Source organism: Methylomicrobium agile (genome assembly GCF_000733855.1).
In the GTDB taxonomy this organism is placed as follows: domain Bacteria; phylum Pseudomonadota; class Gammaproteobacteria; order Methylococcales; family Methylomonadaceae; genus Methylomicrobium; species Methylomicrobium agile.
Genome location: NZ_JPOJ01000001.1, coordinates 1,129,546 through 1,147,863, shown reverse-complemented (window position 1 = coordinate 1,147,863; position 18,318 = coordinate 1,129,546). Strand labels below are relative to the sequence as shown.

Sequence of the window (18,318 nt, the reverse complement as noted above, 5' to 3'; positions counted from 1 at the left end):
CGTTTTCAAGGCGAATGCCTCGTTTTTCATGTATTGCCGGATCTACAGGAATGAGCGATAATTGAAGGTTTCTTAAAGCACTTTATATCGGGTTATTATGCAAACTACGATGCTGAAAGCGAAACTTCACCGGGCGACCGTTACACGATCGGAGCTCGGTTACGAAGGCTCATGCGCAATCGACTCCGACTTTCTCGATTTGGCGGGGATCAGGGAGTACGAACAGATCCAGATATACAATGTCAACAACGGCGAGCGTTTCACGACTTATGCGATCCGTGCGGAAGCGGGGTCCAAGGTCATCTCGGTCAACGGCGCGGCGGCGCGTCTTGCCTGTGCGGGCGATGTGGTGATCATCTGCGCCTACGCGATCTACGATCAGAAAGAGTTGGCGAACTACAAGCCGGCTTTGATCTATTTCAACGAAAAGAACGAGGTGGTGCGTACCGCGTCGTCGATTCCGGTGCAAGTTCAGGCGGCTTGACCGGCAACCTTTATTCCTGGAAGCGACTTTAACTCGGATTGAAAAAACATCCGGTTAGAGGCGCTTTTTTGCGGCCTTGACTCTAACGGATAAAGGGTTTCGCTATCTTCCGATAGAGTAAAGTCTGACGTTTCGAACCCCCTCGTTCTCAGGCCTGCCAGATTTATAAAACCTGGCAGGCCTTTTGATTTCTCTCCCATCATCCTTCTATCGCTCGCCCCGGACCTACGGTCCAATGGCCGTCGCCGCCATATTAAACAGAGGGCAAGCTCGGGCGCCGGGTAGCCTTTAGGTGCGGCTAAAAATAACCTTTCGGCATGCCGCCTGATTGTTCCCATCGCGGCGCACGCCATGAGGCACCTCATTGGGCGGTCGTGGGGTGTAGGGTACGCTGTGCGTACCATCGGGGGGCGGGAACGGTACGCACAGCGTACCCTACAACGGTTTATACACTCTTTGGGGTAACCCAAGCCGGCAAAGGGGGTATCACGGTAAGCGTTCGGCGGGGGAACGAGGGGGAAGTTATGATCAACTCAATCCTTAGGCCTATTTACAGGCAGTCGGAAGGGATAAAAAGGCCTTTTTCTTCTCCGTAAAAGCGGCGGGTGGGGAACTCCGCCGGTTGCCCCAAAGTCCCATTCCACTAAGATAAACCGTCACGGAGCGAGCGCCATGAAAGCCTTATGGAATAACGCAGTCATTGCCGACAGCGATGAGGTGATCGAGATCGAGGGAAATTGTTATTTTCCGCCGGCTTCGGTGCACACCGAATTTCTGCGCGAAAGCGCCACTCATACTGTCTGCCCGTGGAAGGGCCAGGCGAGCTATTGCGACATCGTGGCGAACGGTGCGACCAATCCGGATGCCGCCTGGTACTATCCGGAACCGAAAGAGAAAGCTTCGTCCATAAAAAACTATATCGCTTTCCAGAAGGGCGTCGAGATCGCCGCATGAAGGCGCATTGCGGAAGAAGGGATCAATTCGCAGATGCTTCGTTTCGTTAAGGAGCCGCGTGATGGACGAACATTCCGAAAGCGCGCCCAGCCGGCTGGAAGTTTATTGCCGAGTGCGCCGCCAAAGCGAGATGCTGTGCAAACCGCTCACGGTGGAAGATTATGTCGTACAGACGATGCCCGACGTCAGCCCTCCGAAATGGCATCTTGCGCATGCCAGCTGGTTTTTCGAGACTTTCATTCTGGTGCCGTACGTTTCCGGCTACCGGCCGTTCGACGTCCGCTTCCACCCGCTTTTCAATTCGTACTATCAAGGCGTTGGAACTCCGTTTCCGAGAGACCGGCGCGGGCTTTTGTCGCGTCCCTCCGTCGTCGACATTTATCGTTACAGGCGTCATGTCGATGAGGCGATGAACGAATTGATGGTGCGGCTGGATGATCGTGATGAAAGCCGGGACATCCGCCTGCTGATCAAGCTGGGTCTGCATCATGAACAACAACATCAGGAACTCCTGTTAACCGACATTAAGCATATTCTTGGAAACAATCCGCTTGTGCCGGTCTATGCCGAAGACCGCTTTGCCGAAGAGGAGGAGGTGCCGGTGCCGTTGCGGTGGATCAAAGTGCAGGGCGGCGAAACCGCCGTGGGGCATGACGGCAACGGATTTTGTTTCGACAATGAACTGCCGCGCCATCGTATGCGGATGAATGAGTTTCTGCTGGCCAACCGCCTGGTGACCAATGCCGAATATCTCGAATTCATCGACGACGGCGGCTACGCCAATCCCTTGTTATGGCTGGCCGACGGCTGGACCGCAGTGCAGCGGGAAGGCTGGCAGGCCCCTTTGTACTGGCGAAAAACGGACGGCGCCTGGCGGTATTTCACGCTGGCGGGGGAAGAGCCGCTGACGGCTGAAGAGCCGGTCTGCCATGTCAGCTATTTCGAGGCGGACGCTTTTGCGACCTGGGCCGGTAAGCGTCTGCCTTCCGAAGAAGAATGGGAACATGCGGCTGGGACGGCAGGATTGTGGCCCGGAAATTACCTGGAATCCGGCCGATTCCGTCCGCAGGCCGCTCGAACAGGGGAGGGGGTCTTACAACTGGGCGGCGATGTCTGGGAATGGACGCAAAGCGCTTACCGGCCTTATCCCGGCTTCCGGCCTTGGGCAAATGCGGTCGGCGAGTACAACGGCAAATTCATGTGCAGTCAGATGGTGCTGCGCGGCGGCTCTTGCGCCACGCCCGAAAGCCATATCCGCAAAAGTTACCGCAATTTTTTTTATCCGCATAACCGCTGGCAGTTTATGGGGATTCGCCTGGCTCAGGATGCATGACCATGGCCGGGCTGCATTTTTACGATTTTCATCCGACCTTGAGTGATTTTCAGGTGGAAATCCTGGCAGGCCTGAGCAGCCGGCAGAAAACGATCGCTCCGAAATTTTTTTACGATGCCGAAGGCTCGCAGCTGTTCGACCGGATTTGCGAACTGCCCGAATATTATCTGACGCGGACCGAAATCGGCCTGCTCGAACGGTATGGGGATCAGATCGCCGGCGCGGTCGGGCCGGAGGCGGTCTTGTTCGAACTCGGCAGCGGCAGCAGCCGCAAAATCCGGTTATTGCTCGATGCATTGCGGCCTGTTTCTTACGTGCCGATCGATATTTCGAAGCATCATTTGCGCGTTGCGGCCAAGGCCCTTGCCTCGGATTATCCGTGGCTGGAAATCCATGCCGTTTGCGCCGATTACGCGGGGAGCTGGAATTTGCCGCCGAGCCTGGAAGGGCAGCGCCGCATCGTATTTTTCCCGGGCTCCAGCATCGGCAATTTAACGCCCGGGGAGGCGGCCGCGCTGTTGAAGCGGATTGCCCGGTTGGTCGGCGACGGCGGCGGTTTGCTGATCGGCGTCGATCTGGTCAAGAATGTCGATGTGCTGGAAGCCGCCTATAATGACCGGCAGAAAGTGACCGAAGCGTTCAATAAAAATTTGCTGGTGCGTATCAATCGTGAATTGGACGCCGATTTTCGGGTCGATCGTTTCGACCATCTCGCTTTTTACAATCCGGAGCTCGACCGTATCGAAATGCACCTGGCGAGTCCTGAAGCGCAGTCGGTCCGGATAGCGGATCGAACGATCCGTATGGCGGCAGGAGAAACGATCCATACCGAAAATTCCCATAAATACAGCCTCGCAAGCTTCCGCCGCCTGGCTCTGCGGACGGGGTTCCGTCCGGGCAAAGTCTGGATCGACCCCGAAGGCTTGTTCAGCATCCATTACTTGAGCGCCTAGCGTTTCCGTTGCCGGCAATACCCTGCCCGCGGCGATTTTTTAATATAAGGCGCCTTTATCGTCTTCCGCTTCGCTCAGCATCATGTCGTCGCCGGCCATGCCGCTGATGCCTGCCGTGCCGAGCTTGATCATCAGGCGGACTTCGTTTCTCGAATCGGCCGAGCTCAAAGCGTCTTCGTAGCTGATTTTGCCTGCGACATACAGATCGTACAAGGCTTGGTCGAAGGTCTGCATGCCCTGTTCGCGCGATTGCTTCATCAGTTCCTTCAATTTGTGCACTTCGCCCTTGCGGATGTAATCCTTCGCCAGCGGCGTGTTGATCAGGATTTCGACCGCCGGATAGCGGCCTTTGCCGTCCGCGCGTTTGATCAACTGCTGCGCGACGATCCCGCGCAGATTCAGCGACAGATCCATGAACAACTGCGGGTGCATGTCCTCGGGAAAAAAATGCAGAATCCGGTCGAGCGCCTGGTTCGCGTTGTTCGCATGCAGGGTCGACAGGCAGAGATGGCCGGTTTCGGCAAAGGTAATCGCATTCTGCATCGTTTCGCGGGTCCGGATTTCGCCGATCAGAATCACGTCGGGCGCTTGCCGCAGCGTATTCTTCAAGGCGACTTCGTACGATTCGGTATCGACGCCGACTTCGCGTTGGGTCACGATGCAGCCCAGATGCGAATGCATAAACTCCATCGGGTCTTCGATGGTGATGATGTGGCCACTGGAGTTCTGGTTGCGGTGCTTGATCAGCGCGGCCAGCGAAGTCGATTTACCGGTGCCGGTCCCGCCGACGAAGATCAACAGTCCGCGTTTTTCCATGATCAGCTCTTTCAGGATCAGCGGCAGGTGCAGTTCTTCGGCCGTGGGAATCACCGTTTCGATCCGGCGCAGGACCATGCCGGCGGCGTCGCGCTGCATGAAGGCGCTGACCCGGAAGCGGCCCAGATTGGGGACGCTGATCGCGAACTGGCATTCCTTGGTATGGTCGAACTCGTCCTTTTGCCGCTGGTTCATGATGCTCTGCACGATCTTCATCGATTGGTCGGGCATCAGCGGCGTTTTGGAGACCTCGACCATCGAGCCGTCCACCTTGATCGTCGGCGAGCGGCCTGCCGTGATGAACAGGTCGGAGGCTTTTTTTTGCACCATCAGTGCAAGCAATGCTTTGAAATCCATAAGTTTTTCTTCCGTCACGGTGGTAGCCGATTGAAAATGAGTTTGCCGCTCCCGCCTAGCGGAACATGTCTTTGTTGACCGCTCGGGTCATTGCGGTTTTCGAGGTGATCAGCCCCTTGTCGACCAGTTCCTTCAGATTCTGGTCGAGCGTCTGCATGCCGTCCTTGCGTCCGGTCTGGATCGCGGAATACATTTGCGCGACTTTCGCCTCGCGGATCAGGTTGCGGATTGCGGCGGTGCCGACCATGATCTCGTGCGCCGCGGTCCGGCCGCCGCCGACCTTTTTCAGCAGCGTCTGCGAAATGACCGCCTGCAGCGATTCGGACAGCATGGCGCGGATCATGTCTTTTTCCGCGGCCGGAAACACGTCGATGATCCGGTCGATCGTTTTCGCGGCGGAAGTGGTATGCAGCGTGCCGAATACCAGGTGGCCCGTTTCGGCCGCGGTCAGGGCGAGCCGGATCGTTTCCAGGTCGCGCATTTCGCCGACCAGGATGATGTCCGGGTCTTCCCGCAGCGCCGAGCGCAGGGCCTCGTTGAAGCCGTGCGTATCGCGGTGCACCTCGCGCTGGTTGATCAGCGATTTCTGGCTTTCGTGCACGAATTCGATCGGGTCCTCGACGGTCAGGATATGGGCGTAGTCGTTCGTATTGATGTGGTTGATCATCGCCGCCAGCGTGGTCGATTTGCCGGAGCCGGTCGGGCCGGTGACCAAGATCAGGCCGCGTGGTTTGCGGGTGACTTCTTCGAAAAATTTCGGCGCCTTCAAGTCTTCGAGACTGAGAACTTTGGAAGGAATTGTCCGGAAAACGCCTGCCGCGCCGCGTTCCTGGTTGAACGCATTGACCCGGAACCGCGCTACGCCGGGCAGCGCGAACGAGAAGTCGGTTTCGAGAAATTCCTCGTAATCACGGCGCTGTTTGTCGTTCATGATGTCGTACATCAGCGCGTGCACCTGTTTGTGGTCGAGAGGCGGCACATTGATTCGGCGTATGTCCCCGTCGACCCGGATCATTGGCGGCAGCCCTGCCGATAAATGTAAATCGGATGCATTGTTTTTGACCGAAAAAGCGAGCAGCTCGGCAATATCCATACTTTCCTCTGAATTCAAGCGGGTAAAATTGGTTGACCTGTCCCTAAAAGTAGTTCAACTCTTTGTTTTTTTAAAGGCGTGGTGTTTAATACTTGGCTCTCCCTGTTTTACTTCGACGCCAAAACATCATGATCAGCCGGAATCTGAACCTCGTCCGCCAGCAAATTCGGGAATATTGCCGCATCGCCAAGCGCCCGGAAGATTCGGTGCTGCTGCTCGCGGTCGGCAAAACCAAGCCCGCCGAGGACATTGCCGAAGCCTACCTGGCGGGGCAGCGCCATTTCGGCGAAAGTTACTGCCAGGAAGCGCTGAAAAAACAGGCCGAGCTTGGCGCCTACGACATTACTTGGCATTTTATCGGTCCGATCCAGTCGAACAAGACCAAGCTGTTGGCGGCGCATTTCGATTGGGTGCACAGCGTCGATTCGTTCAAAAACGCCAAACGGCTGAACGACCAGCGGCCGGCGCACTTGCCGCCGTTGAATGTGTGTTTGCAGGTGAATATCAGCGGCGAACAATCCAAATCGGGCGTCGAACTCGAAGAACTGCCGGCGCTGTGCCAACAGGTGGCGGATATGCCGCGTTTGAGGCTGCGCGGGGTGATGGCGATTCCGGCGCCCGAAAGCGATTTCGAACGGCAGCGCTTGCCTTACCGAACGCTGGGTGACGCGGTAAAACGGCTGGGAAGGGCGGATCTCGATACGTTTTCGTTCGGAATGTCGGACGATTTAAAGGCCGCGATTCTGGAAGGCGCGACGATCGTCAGGATCGGGACGGCGCTGTTCGGCGCGCGCGAAGCGCGTTCCGCCTGATTTCAGGCCCAGCCTGCCTGCGCGTCGAGTACGCCGATGATTTCCTCGCAGGCGATCGTTTTCTTGCCGGCGTTCAGAATGAAATCGGCCAGCGCCGTAATGGCCTGCCAGTGCGGGCGCTGGCTGATGAAATGATGGGCCGCCAGGAACAGTTCGCCGAGCTTTTGTTCTTTTTCCAGGGTTTCCAGGGAAAGGCAGTCCATGTATTCCTTCGTCAGCGCGACATCCGCCGCGCCGCCGTAAAAATGCAGCGCGTCGAGATTCACCAGGCGCGGATTGAAGATTTCGCCGTCGCATAACGCCACGTATCTGGCTTCGGCGAGCGGGCCGGCCAGAAAATTGACGATATCGGCCTCGAACGCGGCCCGGTAAGCATCCCGTTCGGAAGGCGGCAGGCGCCGTGCGGCGTCCGTCAGCGAGGGCGGCAGCGTATGAATCAGCCGGCCGCCTTCGACCTTGGCGAAACAAGCCATCGTATCGGGAGCGGCATGGCGTGTCCGGCAGGGCCATTGTCCCACGTGCACCACGTCTTTGATGATGATTTGGAAAAAAACCGGCGGCAGTTGCTTTTGTTTGTTGCCCAGATAAATCGCGGCCGCGTGTCCCGCTTCGTGAATCGCGGTTTGTTTTCTCAGCATCTCGGGATGCGTCGGAATCTTGTTTGATTTAAGCGTGTCGTAGCGTTTCATGTCGGCTCCTTTCAAAAAAAGCGCGGACCGGAAACCGGTCCGCGCCGAGTGAGGAAGGATGATAGCTTATGCTGTCTTACAGGCCTTGCAAAAGCTGGAGAAGAGTGTATCGGCATGATATGTGTTAGGAAATGCGGCGAATTGACGCGCGGTAAAATGTCGCGGTTTTTGGCAAGGTTTTTGCTTTAATTTGGGGTTTGTCTGGAAAAAATAGGCCATTATCAATGGGTTATATTGCGCTGTCTCGGGGAATTTGTGTGATTTGACCGACCGGGTGAGGCATATGACATAGTTTCTTTATTTATGATCGGAGGTAACCGGCAAGCCGATCTTCGCCGGGGCTGCATGAAGTTTTCGGGGCTCCGCAACGACTGCGGAGGCCGTTCGTTGGCAGAGCGGCGGTTTACCCCGAAAACAGCACCTGATGGCGGCGCATCAGGCTGGCGATATCTTTCCTATAGATGGTTTGGACGGGCAGGCCGAGGTCGGCCGGCTTCAGGCCGCGTTCTTCGAGCGATTCGAGTTCCGCATAGACGTGCTTTACATCGTAAATTTCGAGCGCACGGTAAATCGACGCGGTATCCTTCATCCCGAAATCGGCCGGCTGCTGGCCGTGTTTCAACTGGAAGACCGCATCGTCGAGCAGCAATACCGAAGCCGGCTGGTCGAAGGCGGCGGTCGTCAGCACGATGTCGAGCATTTCCTGGACGAAGGCGCCGCTGTGCGGCGGCCTGCGGAGAACGAATAAAAATTGCTTCATAAAGATCAGCCGAAAACCAGGAAACGGTCCGCGTGCCGGATCGCCTCGACCAGTTGCCCGAGGCCGGCAATCCTAAAGCCCGGCGCCAGGTCGTCATCGTGCTTGCCTTGCCGTTCGGCTTCGTCGCGGCACAGAAGTCCGCGCTTTTGCGCCGCCGAAATGCACAGCACCAGATCGATCCGGTGGCGCTCGGCCAGCGCGCTCCAGCGGGCGGTGCAGTCGAATTCGTCGTCGGGCGGCGTGGCATAGCGCAAGCCGTGATAGATGCCGTCATGGTAAAAAAACACCCGCTCCACCTCGTGCCCCATCGCGAGCGCGGTTTCGGCAAATCGGTAAGCGGTATGGCCGGCGTTCGAGGCATAAGGGCCGGCATTGATTTGTAGTGCGAATTTCATGAAATCGGTCGGTTTTTACCCCGTAGATTAACACAATCCGGCAGGAGTAAAAATTACGGGCAAACTTATAGGCCGCTTTTATGGTCTGAGGTTGTGCTGTCCTATGTAGGGTACGCTGCGCGTACCTTTTCCTGAGAGGCCGCTAGAGCATTTTCATATCGCGTATAAGGGCGCAATACCGTTAAGTCAAGCCGTCATCTCGGCAGGGATTGCCGAGATCCAGATGACATGGATGTATTAGAAGTCGCCATCCTTGGCTTCTGGATTCCGGCAATCCTTGCCGGAATGACGAGTTTCCCTTAACTTAGCGGCACGTAAACCCGAAACGAAAATGCTCTAGCGACGTCCCCAAGGTTTGAAAACTCTCCGCAAACACAAAATCATCCTTCCTGTCCGTCTCTCTTTAAACGTTATGGACGAGATAAATGTCCCGTCCGACATATAGCCCCGTAGGGTACGCCGGGCGTACCGTTATGTTAAATTTTCCGGTTTTTCCAAGTGCTCAAAATTTAGAATGAGGTACGCGCAGCGTACCCTACGTTTATTTTTCCGGCATGTCCCTTGTACAATAACTCTCTTTTTTAAAGTTTTTCGTCATTCCATGACTCCCAAAAAACGTTATATCGTGATACTGCTCGCCGCGCTGGCGGCGGGTTTTGCCTGGTGGCTGGCGCCGTCGGGCCTGGAAAAAGGCGGCGCCCTGGCGCCTTCGACCGTTTATACCCGCTCGGCCGAAGCGGGCGGTACCGAAAACCCGTGCCCGGACGAGCATCCCGCATGGCGCAAGGCGCAGACGATCGACGGCGTGAGCATCGACGAAGCGCTGTCCTGCGATCCGGACAATCCTTATGACATTGCGGCGGCGGTCAAAGGCACCAATAACGTATCGATGGCGACGCTGATGCAGACCCGGCTGGCCCAGGACGCGGTCGTCAAAAGCGACGATCTCGACGGTGACGGCGATCCGGATGTGATCCGGATCAAGCTCGAAGTGGTGGAACTGAACGGGGCCAGTCCCGACGGCGAATTCCTGATCAATACATTCGACATCGCGCCCGGCCTCAAGCCGGGACTCTGGGTGTTCGCGCCCAAATCGCAAGGCATGGCGCTGAAGAACTTTTTCACGATGCAGGCGAACCCGCTGCTGCGCGCGCCGTCGCCGACGATCCGGGTCGAGCAGGGCGACAAGGTGTTCGTCACGCTCGAAAACATCCACTACCTGCCGCACACGATCCATCTGCACGGCGTCGACCATCCGTTCATGACCGCCGCGGGCGAGGACAACGACGGCATGGAGGAGCATGCGGTGTTTCCGGGCGCAAGCCATACCTACGAAATGCAGCCCCGGCATGCCGGCACGATGCTGTATCACTGCCACGTGCAGACCGCGCAGCACATGATGATGGGGCTCAGCGGCATCTTCGTGGTCGAGGAAAACAAGCCGAACAACTGGGTGCAGACCTTCAATGTCGGCGCCGGCCAGGTCCGGCATCCGTCGGTGCAGGTGAAGGAAAACTACAATCGCGAGTTCGACTTGCTGTACCAGTCGCTCGACAAGAAGCTGTCGTCGGTGATCCAGGAGGCGAACGACGTTCGCCTGATCGCGAAACGGATGAGCCGCGAATACAACATCACCGAATCCCATGAAAATTATTTCCTGTTGAACGGCCACTCCTTTCCTTATACGGTGCGCGACGGCCTGATCGCGACCGGCGAAAACGAGAAGGTCAAACTGCGCATCGCGAATGCGCAGCGTTCGCCGATCGCGCTGCACATTCACGGCCACAAGGTCACGGTGACCGCGACCGACGGCGCCGAGCGGCCCGAAGCGGCGCGCGTGACGCGCGACGTGCTGGACATTGCGCCCGCGCAGCGGCTCGACGTCGATCTCAAAACGGTCAACGACGGCCTGCACAGTTACGGGCCGGGCGTGTGGATGTTCCATGACCATGCCTCGAACGGCGAAACGACCGACGGCATGGAACCGGGCGGCAATATCTCGCTGCTCGGTTACCGGGCTTTTCTGGACGAGAAAGGCATGCCGAACATGCACGCCGAAATGCTCGATGTCGCGTTCGACAAAAATTATTATGCGAAAAAACAGCCGCCCTGGGCGGAAGGCGATTTTACCGCGATGCTCGGCGAACCAGGATTGATCGAGCCGGACGTGTTGAAGTTGGTTGCCTTCGGCCTGGCGGGCGGCTCCGCGCTCGGGTTTGCCGTCTATCTGATTTTTACCGGCTACAGGAACCGTAAATCATGAAAGTCGTGAAAAAGACAACGCTTGCCGCCGGTTTGTGGCTGCTCGGCGTTTTAGGATTACCTGCACATGCCGAAATGATGCATCACCACGGCGGCATGATGATGGATGAAACCGGCATGATCATGAACGCGAATCCGGACCGGCTGCCGCGCGATTGTCCGCAGATTTCCGAAACGGTCGAACTGACGATCCGCGCCGGCCACGAACATGCGAAAAAGTTTCCGGGCCGGATGTTCGCTTACGACCGGCAGGAGTGGAACGTCAAACCCTGCGCGAAGATCAACATCACCTTCATCAACGACGACCATGTCCGGCATCAAATGATGATCCACGGCCTGCCGGGTTACCTTTACCCCGAAGGCATGCTGCACCTGGAACTGTTCGGGCATGGGCAATTGAAAGCCTCGATGATCGTGCCGAGCCGGCAAAAGACTTACCTGGTGCACTGCGAATTGCCGCAGCATCAGGAAAAAGGCATGAAAGCGCAATTGAAGGTCGACGGCGGCGACGGCGATTTGCCGAGCATTCCCGGCCTGTCCGATCCGGTCAGGGCCGATCTGTATCCGGTCGACTGGAACCGCCAGCATATCGGCATGGTGCTGTTCAGCATCCTGATCGGCACGCTCGCACCGCTGTTATTGCGATTGCGCATCGGCAAGAAATGAGGCCGAAAATAACAAACATGGCTACCTCGTCTTGCCGGAACTGGGCACATAGATGGTGCGGCGCAATCCTCCAATCAAAAACTTTTACCGAGATAGAAACCCGGCACAAACATCAGTATACGGCGATGACATTGATGGACAGGTTAGAGAAAAACTTAAAAATTTATTCGGTGGGGCTTGAGTTTTGGGAGCCTCATGCCGGCGACACGTTTTTGCTAATCGGTCATAAGCGTTTTTTACAGGATCACTTGGACGATTTGAGCGCAGAACAAACACGCCGGTTGCGCGCGGCCGACGGCAGGGTGTTGGATTTTGCGAGCCGAGACTATGCCGAAGTTACCGGGGACGTTGACGTGCTGAGAAGGCTTGTCGAGCTGCTGACACCACAGGATAAAGAATGAAATTACTCGCGGTGGAGACCGCCACCGAAGCGTGTTCGGCCGCGCTTTACCTCGACGGGGAAGTGATCGAGCGTTATCAGGTATCGCCGCGGGATCATGCCCAATTGATTCTGCCGATGGTCGACGGATTGATGCGCGAGGCAGGATTGAAGCTTGCCGATCTCGATGCGCTGGCGTTCGGGCGCGGGCCGGGCTCCTTTACCGGCGTGCGGATCGCGACCGGCGTGATTCACGGCATCGCCCTGGGCGGTAATTTGCCGGTCGTGCCGGTTTCGACGCTGGCGGCCGTCGCGCAGGCGTTTTTCGACCGGAACGGCGATCGCTGCGGCACCGCCTTTACCGCAATGGATGCCCGGATGGGCGAAATCTATTTTGCGGTTTACCGGCGGGAGGCCGCCGGCTTTGCCGAACTGATCGGCGAGGAAACGGTGACCCCGGCCGAATCGATCGTCTTTCCGGACGTTTCGGGTGCCGGGATCGGTACCGGTTGGGGGCCTTATCGGGATGCGTTGGCGGACAGGCTGTCCGGCCGAGTCGATTTGATCGAAACGGACAACCTGCCGCGCGCGGGCGCGGTCGCCCGCCTGGGCGCGCGCGGTTACGCGCAGGGCCTGGCGGTCGATGTCGAAGACGCGCAGCCGGTTTACTTGCGCAACAAAGTCGCTAAGAAAGAATCGGAACGTTGAGGGAGGCGGCCGAAAAGCTTTCTGGATCATTAAATACGGTATAATGACGCCTTAGTTCAATGCCTTCCTAAAACATGGCCCAGTTTTTTGAGATCCACCCCGAAACCCCGCAGTTGCGTCTGATTCATCGCGCGGTGGAGATTATCCGCCAGGGCGGCGTGATCGTCTATCCGACCGATTCTTCGTACGCGCTCGCCTGCCAGATCGGCGACAAGGCGGCCCTGGACAAGATCCGCCGGATCCGCCAGCTGGACGATAAGCATAATTTCACGCTGGTCTGCAAGGACTTGGCACAAATCTCCAATTTCACGAAAATCGGCAACGATGCCTACCGGATGATCAAGGCGCTGACGCCGGGGCCGTTTACTTTCATTCTGGATGCGACCCGGGAAGTGCCGCGCCGTCTGCAGCATCCGAAAAAGAAAACGGTCGGCATCCGGATTCCGCAGCATCCGATTGCGTTGACGCTGGTCGCCGAGCTTGAAGAGCCTTTGTTTACGACCAGTCTGTTATTGCCCGGAATGAGCGAGCCGCTGACCGATCCTTTCGATATCCGGAAGCGTCTGGAGCGCGAAATCGAACTGGTGATCGATGCGGGGATTATCGAATACCGCGAAACCACGATCATTGAATTTTCGAACAACGGTCCCGAGATCGTCCGGCAGGGCATCGGTATCGCGCCGATGCTGATTTAACCGAGGATATTGAATATGATGAACGAATTGTCGCTGGTTCAGCGGATCGTGGTCTGGATTCTGCCGGTGATCTTCGCGATCACCGTGCATGAGGTCGCGCACGGCTGGGTGGCGAGAAAATGCGGCGATAACACCGCGTATATGCAGGGCCGGCTGACTCTGAACCCGATGAAGCACATCGACTGGTTCGGTACCGTGATTTTGCCGGGACTGCTGCTCCTGACCGGTACGGGCTTCATTTTCGGCTGGGCCAAACCGGTGCCGGTCGACGCGAGAAATTTCAAGAATCCGCGCAAGGACATGGCCTGGGTCGCGCTGGCGGGGCCGGTTTCCAACCTGTTGATGGCGGTCGGCTGGGCGCTATTGGCGCGGCTGGGCGTCCTGATCGGTACCGAGTCGATTTCATTGCCGCTGATCTATACCGGCATTGCCGGCATTTCGATCAATCTGGTGCTGGCCCTGATCAATCTGTTGCCGATTCCGCCGCTGGACGGCAGCCGGGTAGTCACCGGCATCTTGCCGAATTACTGGGCCTGGCAGTACAACCGCCTCGAACGCTACGGCTTCATCATCCTTTTAGTGCTGCTTTATACCCGGGTACTGAATTTGATTCTGGAATATCCCATGTATCTTGCGCAACAATTGTTTTTCTCCATCGCCGGCATCTGATGCGTATGCTTAGGCCGGACGGTGATTGAGCGATGAACGACTTGAGCCACGAGTTCGTGCCGGAACGCGCCGCGGTGATCGCGATCGTCAACGGCGAGCCGATCGAGCAATTGCCGGACGACCTTTACATTCCGCCGAACGCGCTGGAAGTATTCCTCGAACTGTTCGAGGGGCCGCTGGATTTGCTGCTGTACCTGATCCGGCGGCAGAATCTCGATATCGTCGAGGTATCGATCGCCAAGGTCACGCAGCAGTACATTTCCTACATTCAGATGATGACCGAAATCAATCTGGAACTGGCCGCCGAATACCTGGTGATGGCGGCGCTGCTCGCGGAAATCAAATCGCGGATGCTGCTGCCCCGGCCTCGGGAAACGGAAGAAGACGAGGAAGATCCCCGGGCGACGTTGATCCGCCGCCTGCAGGAATATGAAGCGATCAAAAAGGCGGCCGAAGAGATCGACAAAATGCCGAGGCTGGAGCGCGAGCTTTTCACCTGCGCGGCCGATACCTCGAACCTGACTTTCGAAAAGAAACTGCCCGACGTGACGATGAAAGAGCTGCTGTTCGCGTTGCGGCAGGTGATGAAGCGGGCCGAACAGTTCAGTCACCACCATGTGAAGCTGGAGCCGCTGTCGGTCCGCGAGCGCATGTCGGCGATCCTCGACACCCTGAAACATGTCGAAAGCCTGCGTTTTACCGAAATCTTCTTCCGCAAAGAGGGACGCCCCGGCGTATTGGTCGCCTTTTTGGCGATTCTCGAACTCGCCAAGGAAGGGTTGATCGAGATCATTCAATCCGAGCCTTTCGACGAAATCCGGGTTCGCGGCGCTGCCGCTGCGATGCCGAACTGAAACGCCGCACTCTCATGGAAATTCAATCGATTGTAGAAGCCATTCTGTTTGCCGCGAACCGGCCGATGACCTGCAAGGACATCCAGCAGGTCTTCCCCGAGATCGAGCAGCCCGAACTTGCCGAGATTCAGGCGGCGGTCGACGCGGTGGCGGAAGATTACCGGTCCCGTCCGATCGAGTTGCAGCAGGTCGCCAGCGGCTACCGTTTTCAGGTCCGGCAGGAACTGTCGCGCTGGGTTCAGCGCCTGTTCGAAGAGAAGCCGCCGCGCTATTCGCGCGCCCTGCTCGAAACGCTGGCGATCATCGCCTACCGGCAGCCGGTCACGCGCGGCGACATCGAGGACATCCGCGGCGTCAGCGTCAGTTCCGGGATCATCCAGACGCTGCTCGAACGCGAATGGATCCGGGTGGTCGCCCATAAGGAAGTGCCGGGCCGGCCGGGATTGTACGGCACGACCCAACAGTTTCTGGATTATTTCAATATCAAATCATTAAGCGAAATGCCGACGCTGGAGCAGATACAGGAGCTCGATCCGGCGCCGGAAGTCATCCCAGCCCCCGAACAGGAAGCCAGTGAAAAACAGGAAATCCGAGAAGAATCCGCCGAAAACCGGGAAGCATCCTTCGAAACCGAACCGGATGCCTCCGAAAGCGGAGCAGAAGCCGCCGAAGCCGTTCCGGAAGCCGGCGCCTGAGGTCCGGCCGAAAACCGCCGCGGCCGCGCCGGACGAGGGCGCGGGTGAGCGCATTCAAAAAGTTCTTGCGCGCGGCGGCGTCGCTTCGCGCCGGGAAATCGAACGCTGGATGCAGGAAGGCCGGGTGACGGTCAACGGCGCGGTCGCGGAATTGGGCACGCGCCTGCGTTCGGGCGACTACCTGCAAATCAACGGCCGCTATGTCGACTGGCAGAAGTTCGACCGGCAGCCGACCCGCGTGCTGCTTTACCACAAGCCGGCCGGCGAAGTCGTCACGCGCCGCGACCCGGAAGGCCGGCCGGTCATTTTTACGCAATTGCCGAAACTGGCGACCGCGCGCTGGATTGCGGTCGGGCGGCTCGACATCAATACTTCGGGGCTGCTCCTGGTCACCAACAACGGCGAACTGGCCAACCGGCTGATGCATCCGAAAACCCAGATCGAACGCGAATACGCGGTGCGCATTTTGGGCGAAGTGTCCGAGGCGACGATGGAGAAATTGAAACAGGGCGTCGAGCTCGAAGACGGTTTGGCCAAGTTCGACGAGGTTCGTTTTTACGCCGGCGAGGGCGCGAACAAATGGTACTATGTGACGGTCACCGAAGGCCGCAACCGTCTGGTCCGCCGCTTGTGGGAGTCGCAGCAGGTGGTCGTGAGCCGGCTGATCCGGGTTCGCTACGGGCCGGTCGTGCTGCCCGAGCGGTTGAAGGCGCATTCGTTTTACGAGCTGTCGGACAAAGAGCTGGATACCTTGTTTGAATTCGCCGGGCTGCCGAGAGACAGTTTTCCGGCTCAGCCGAAAGAGGCTTCCAAAAACGCCAGGGCCGGCAAAAAATAATCTTTCTGTCAGTTTTACATAGTGGGGTCTGAAGTAGGGTACGCTGCGCGTACCTTTTCAACTTCCAATGGTACGCACAGCGTACCCTACAGCGGCCGCTCCATGAGTGTACTTCCGCCACTAAAGGGGCAAGGAGGCTGAGGGTGGACGGGGCAACTGCCGATTGGTCTTCCTGAGCCTCTGCCCCGGTTCGCGTTATCTCTTAATTGACCGGGCTGTCGGAGCCGATACTGGAAACGACCGCCAAATCGGGCCGTTGTCCCGGCTCGATCGCTTTGGCCTTCAGCTCGAAATCCATCAGCACGCGTTTGGCGGCTTTATTGACTTCCTTCCTGTTTTTGTATGGGCCGGCGATTACCTGGTATTGGTCGTTCAGTTTCACCTTGCGGGCGGGAATCGGCGGCCCCTGGTGATTCAGCATGGCGGCCAGCTGTTCGGCTTCGGTTTCGGTTCTGAAGGTGGCGACCCGCATCGACCAGTCGCCGTCTTTGAGTTCGGCGATTTCGGGTTGCCCGTACAGGCGTTCGGGGTGGGCCAGTTGCACGGCCTGTTGCGTCAATACCGCCAGGTCCGGGCTGTTCTTCCGCACCGGCGCCGGGATGCCGTCCGAGCGCCGGATCACCTGCTCGACCCTCTCCCAGTCGACATCGGCCTGTTTTTCCGCAGCCAGACTTTTCAGTTTATTCAGGAATTGCTTCTTCAGCCGGGTTTTGCCGGCGGCCCATTTGTCGAGCGGTTCGTGCGCTTCGATATACAGTTGATCTTGTTGCCAGGCGGCCAGATAAGGCTGATGCACGATGCGGACCTTTTCCCCGACCGCGACTTTGCCGAACAGTGTTTCGATGTCCTCGGGATAAAGCTGGATACAGCCGTGACTGATCTGCATGCCGATGCCGTAAGGCTTGTTGGTGCCGTGGATCAGGTAGCTCGGGAACCCGAGCCGCATTGCATAATAGCCGAGCGGATTGTCGGGACCCGCACGCACGGCGGCCGGCAGTATATCGCCTTTTTCCGCATGCTCGCGTTGGATCGACGGCGGCACGTGCCATACCGGATTGGCCTGTTTTTCGACGATGCTGGTCGCGCCGATCGGCGAGCTCCAGCCTTGCCGGCCGATGCCGACCGGATAGGTATAGAGCGTGTTCGGTTCTTTCTTCGAAAAATAGAACAAACGCATATTCGCCAGATTCAGCACGATGTCCTTGCGCGGCGCATCGGGCACAATGAATTGCAGCGGCAGGATCACCCGGCTGCCGGGCTGGGGTGTCCAGGGTTTGATCCCCTGGTTCGCTATCGTGATGTCGTTGAAACCCAGGCCGTAATGGCGGGCGATATCGGATAGGGTGTCGCTTGGGTGAGCGTCGATCGCAGCCAGGGTGCCGACCATTTCCTGGCCGGGCTCCAGGTCGAACCGATGGCTGGCGATCGTGCCGATTTTCTGGCGGCCGGCTTCCGGAACGCTGGCGACGGGGGGCTCGCCGGGAAACCAGGAAGACATCGTTTGACAGCCGCTCAACAGGCTGCCGAAAACGGCAAGCAGGATAGGCGCAACGCGCCGGCATGGGGAAGGGGACGGTGGGGTCATGTCGGTTTCGATCTCTAATGGCAAGTCATTCATCTTCTTGAGTACAGGCTTGAGCATACCGCTTCATGATTAAACCGGAATTAAACCGGCATTCCCATATATCAGGGATGCCTGGAGAGCGGGTCGTTGATGGGATCGAAAGGCCGCGATACGGATGCGTTTGCGCAGGTTTTCCCCGGAGCCGGCCGATGCCGTCAAGTTTACTCCCCGAGGCGTGCAGGGCTGGCTTTGCAAATAATCAAGCCGATTGACAAAGCCGGCTTTGCCACTCCTTCAGGCGGCCTGATTCCGGTTTATCATGACGGCATTGGGGATTTGGCT

20 protein-coding genes are annotated in these 18,318 nt (G+C 57.7%); 14 read left to right on the top strand and 6 right to left on the bottom strand.

Annotated elements, in window-relative coordinates:
- Positions 1-97 precede the first annotated feature (97 nt).
- From panD to egtD, 4 genes are all read left to right on the top strand, one after another.
- Positions 98-484, top strand: a complete 387-nt coding sequence (gene panD, locus CC94_RS0105545) for an aspartate 1-decarboxylase (protein ID WP_005374668.1) — start codon at positions 98-100, stop codon at positions 482-484.
- 672 nt (positions 485-1,156) lie between these two features.
- The gene (locus CC94_RS0105540; RefSeq protein ID WP_031430083.1) at positions 1,157-1,438 is read left to right on the top strand and encodes a DUF427 domain-containing protein; all 282 of its coding nucleotides are present in this window, start codon (positions 1,157-1,159) and stop codon (positions 1,436-1,438) included.
- 61 nt (positions 1,439-1,499) lie between these two features.
- Positions 1,500-2,771, top strand: coding sequence for an ergothioneine biosynthesis protein EgtB (gene egtB, locus CC94_RS0105535; RefSeq protein ID WP_031430081.1), 1,272 nt, complete (start codon positions 1,500-1,502; stop codon positions 2,769-2,771).
- A gap of 2 nt (positions 2,772-2,773) precedes the next feature.
- Positions 2,774-3,724, top strand: coding sequence for an L-histidine N(alpha)-methyltransferase (gene egtD, locus CC94_RS0105530; protein ID WP_157203379.1), 951 nt, complete (start codon positions 2,774-2,776; stop codon positions 3,722-3,724).
- A gap of 39 nt (positions 3,725-3,763) precedes the next feature.
- On the opposite strand, the gene CC94_RS0105525 is transcribed toward egtD, so the two are convergent.
- Together CC94_RS0105525 and CC94_RS0105520 are read right to left on the bottom strand one after the other, a co-directional pair.
- A complete protein-coding gene (locus CC94_RS0105525; RefSeq protein WP_005374664.1) occupies positions 3,764-4,897 on the bottom strand; it encodes a PilT/PilU family type 4a pilus ATPase in 1,134 nt (377 codons plus the stop codon).
- Between the two features lie 55 nt (positions 4,898-4,952).
- Positions 4,953-5,990: a type IV pilus twitching motility protein PilT gene (locus tag CC94_RS0105520; protein WP_031430077.1), complete on the bottom strand. Its 1,038-nt coding sequence runs from the start codon at positions 5,988-5,990 to the stop codon at positions 4,953-4,955.
- Between the two features lie 128 nt (positions 5,991-6,118).
- Between CC94_RS0105520 and CC94_RS0105515 the strand changes: the two genes are divergently transcribed.
- Positions 6,119-6,802 carry a YggS family pyridoxal phosphate-dependent enzyme gene (locus CC94_RS0105515; protein ID WP_031430075.1) on the top strand — a complete coding sequence of 228 codons (684 nt, stop codon included), beginning with the start codon at positions 6,119-6,121 and terminating at the stop codon, positions 6,800-6,802.
- A 2-nt stretch (positions 6,803-6,804) separates the two neighbouring features.
- On the opposite strand, the gene CC94_RS0105510 is transcribed toward CC94_RS0105515, so the two are convergent.
- From CC94_RS0105510 to tusD, 3 genes are all read right to left on the bottom strand, one after another.
- Complete coding sequence (locus tag CC94_RS0105510; protein WP_031430073.1) at positions 6,805-7,491, bottom strand: hypothetical protein; 687 nt, start codon at positions 7,489-7,491, stop codon at positions 6,805-6,807.
- Positions 7,492-7,894: 403 nt separating this feature from the next.
- Positions 7,895-8,251, bottom strand: a complete 357-nt coding sequence (gene tusC, locus CC94_RS0105505) for a sulfurtransferase complex subunit TusC (protein WP_031430071.1) — start codon at positions 8,249-8,251, stop codon at positions 7,895-7,897.
- 5 nt (positions 8,252-8,256) lie between these two features.
- Complete coding sequence (gene tusD, locus CC94_RS0105500) at positions 8,257-8,646, bottom strand: sulfurtransferase complex subunit TusD (RefSeq protein WP_031430069.1); 390 nt, start codon at positions 8,644-8,646, stop codon at positions 8,257-8,259.
- 601 nt (positions 8,647-9,247) lie between these two features.
- Between tusD and CC94_RS0105495 the strand changes: the two genes are divergently transcribed.
- The 9 genes from CC94_RS0105495 (at position 9,248) to rluB (ending at position 16,412) form a co-directional block, all read left to right on the top strand.
- Positions 9,248-10,909 (top strand): multicopper oxidase domain-containing protein, encoded by a 1,662-nt coding sequence (locus tag CC94_RS0105495; protein ID WP_031430067.1) that lies wholly within the window; start codon positions 9,248-9,250, stop codon positions 10,907-10,909.
- Complete coding sequence (locus CC94_RS0105490) at positions 10,906-11,574, top strand: multicopper oxidase (RefSeq protein ID WP_031430066.1); 669 nt, start codon at positions 10,906-10,908, stop codon at positions 11,572-11,574. The genes CC94_RS0105495 and CC94_RS0105490 overlap by 4 nt, the downstream gene beginning before the upstream one ends.
- A 125-nt stretch (positions 11,575-11,699) precedes the next feature.
- On the top strand, positions 11,700-11,975 hold the full coding sequence (locus CC94_RS0105485; protein ID WP_157203378.1) for a hypothetical protein: 276 nt from the start codon (positions 11,700-11,702) through the stop codon (positions 11,973-11,975).
- On the top strand, positions 11,972-12,661 hold the full coding sequence (gene tsaB / locus CC94_RS0105480; protein ID WP_031430063.1) for a tRNA (adenosine(37)-N6)-threonylcarbamoyltransferase complex dimerization subunit type 1 TsaB: 690 nt from the start codon (positions 11,972-11,974) through the stop codon (positions 12,659-12,661). Before CC94_RS0105485 ends, tsaB begins: the two co-directional genes overlap by 4 nt.
- 74 nt (positions 12,662-12,735) lie before the next feature.
- Positions 12,736-13,356 (top strand): L-threonylcarbamoyladenylate synthase, encoded by a 621-nt coding sequence (locus tag CC94_RS0105475; protein WP_031430062.1) that lies wholly within the window; start codon positions 12,736-12,738, stop codon positions 13,354-13,356.
- Positions 13,357-13,371: 15 nt separating this feature from the next.
- The gene (locus CC94_RS0105470) at positions 13,372-14,025 is read left to right on the top strand and encodes a site-2 protease family protein (protein WP_031430061.1); all 654 of its coding nucleotides are present in this window, start codon (positions 13,372-13,374) and stop codon (positions 14,023-14,025) included.
- 32 nt (positions 14,026-14,057) lie between these two features.
- Positions 14,058-14,879, top strand: a complete 822-nt coding sequence (locus CC94_RS0105465; RefSeq protein ID WP_031430060.1) for a segregation and condensation protein A — start codon at positions 14,058-14,060, stop codon at positions 14,877-14,879.
- Positions 14,880-14,893: 14 nt separating this feature from the next.
- The gene (gene scpB / locus CC94_RS0105460; protein ID WP_031430059.1) at positions 14,894-15,574 is read left to right on the top strand and encodes an SMC-Scp complex subunit ScpB; all 681 of its coding nucleotides are present in this window, start codon (positions 14,894-14,896) and stop codon (positions 15,572-15,574) included.
- Entirely contained in the window at positions 15,519-16,412 is an 894-nt protein-coding gene (rluB, locus tag CC94_RS0105455; protein WP_031430058.1) for a 23S rRNA pseudouridine(2605) synthase RluB, read from the top strand. Before scpB ends, rluB begins: the two co-directional genes overlap by 56 nt.
- Positions 16,413-16,614: 202 nt before the next feature.
- On the opposite strand, the gene CC94_RS0105450 is transcribed toward rluB, so the two are convergent.
- Positions 16,615-18,030: a L,D-transpeptidase family protein gene (locus tag CC94_RS0105450; protein ID WP_245619703.1), complete on the bottom strand. Its 1,416-nt coding sequence runs from the start codon at positions 18,028-18,030 to the stop codon at positions 16,615-16,617.
- Positions 18,031-18,318: the final 288 nt, after the last annotated feature.

Excerpts from the sequence above, each read along its gene's own strand:
- panD (WP_005374668.1), top strand. The coding sequence starts at position 98 with ATGCAAACTACGATGCTGAAAGCGAAACTTCACCGGGCGACCGTTACA.
- CC94_RS0105540 (WP_031430083.1), top strand. The coding sequence starts at position 1,157 with ATGAAAGCCTTATGGAATAACGCAGTCATTGCCGACAGCGATGAGGTG.
- egtB (WP_031430081.1), top strand. The coding sequence starts at position 1,500 with ATGGACGAACATTCCGAAAGCGCGCCCAGCCGGCTGGAAGTTTATTGC.
- egtD (WP_157203379.1), top strand. The coding sequence starts at position 2,774 with ATGGCCGGGCTGCATTTTTACGATTTTCATCCGACCTTGAGTGATTTT.
- CC94_RS0105525 (WP_005374664.1), bottom strand. The coding sequence starts at position 4,897 with ATGGATTTCAAAGCATTGCTTGCACTGATGGTGCAAAAAAAAGCCTCC.
- CC94_RS0105520 (WP_031430077.1), bottom strand. The coding sequence starts at position 5,990 with ATGGATATTGCCGAGCTGCTCGCTTTTTCGGTCAAAAACAATGCATCC.
- CC94_RS0105515 (WP_031430075.1), top strand. The coding sequence starts at position 6,119 with ATGATCAGCCGGAATCTGAACCTCGTCCGCCAGCAAATTCGGGAATAT.
- CC94_RS0105510 (WP_031430073.1), bottom strand. The coding sequence starts at position 7,491 with ATGAAACGCTACGACACGCTTAAATCAAACAAGATTCCGACGCATCCC.
- tusC (WP_031430071.1), bottom strand. The coding sequence starts at position 8,251 with ATGAAGCAATTTTTATTCGTTCTCCGCAGGCCGCCGCACAGCGGCGCC.
- tusD (WP_031430069.1), bottom strand. The coding sequence starts at position 8,646 with ATGAAATTCGCACTACAAATCAATGCCGGCCCTTATGCCTCGAACGCC.
- CC94_RS0105495 (WP_031430067.1), top strand. The coding sequence starts at position 9,248 with ATGACTCCCAAAAAACGTTATATCGTGATACTGCTCGCCGCGCTGGCG.
- CC94_RS0105490 (WP_031430066.1), top strand. The coding sequence starts at position 10,906 with ATGAAAGTCGTGAAAAAGACAACGCTTGCCGCCGGTTTGTGGCTGCTC.
- CC94_RS0105485 (WP_157203378.1), top strand. The coding sequence starts at position 11,700 with ATGACATTGATGGACAGGTTAGAGAAAAACTTAAAAATTTATTCGGTG.
- tsaB (WP_031430063.1), top strand. The coding sequence starts at position 11,972 with ATGAAATTACTCGCGGTGGAGACCGCCACCGAAGCGTGTTCGGCCGCG.
- CC94_RS0105475 (WP_031430062.1), top strand. The coding sequence starts at position 12,736 with ATGGCCCAGTTTTTTGAGATCCACCCCGAAACCCCGCAGTTGCGTCTG.
- CC94_RS0105470 (WP_031430061.1), top strand. The coding sequence starts at position 13,372 with ATGATGAACGAATTGTCGCTGGTTCAGCGGATCGTGGTCTGGATTCTG.
- CC94_RS0105465 (WP_031430060.1), top strand. The coding sequence starts at position 14,058 with ATGAACGACTTGAGCCACGAGTTCGTGCCGGAACGCGCCGCGGTGATC.
- scpB (WP_031430059.1), top strand. The coding sequence starts at position 14,894 with ATGGAAATTCAATCGATTGTAGAAGCCATTCTGTTTGCCGCGAACCGG.
- rluB (WP_031430058.1), top strand. The coding sequence starts at position 15,519 with ATGCCTCCGAAAGCGGAGCAGAAGCCGCCGAAGCCGTTCCGGAAGCCG.
- CC94_RS0105450 (WP_245619703.1), bottom strand. The coding sequence starts at position 18,030 with ATGAATGACTTGCCATTAGAGATCGAAACCGACATGACCCCACCGTCC.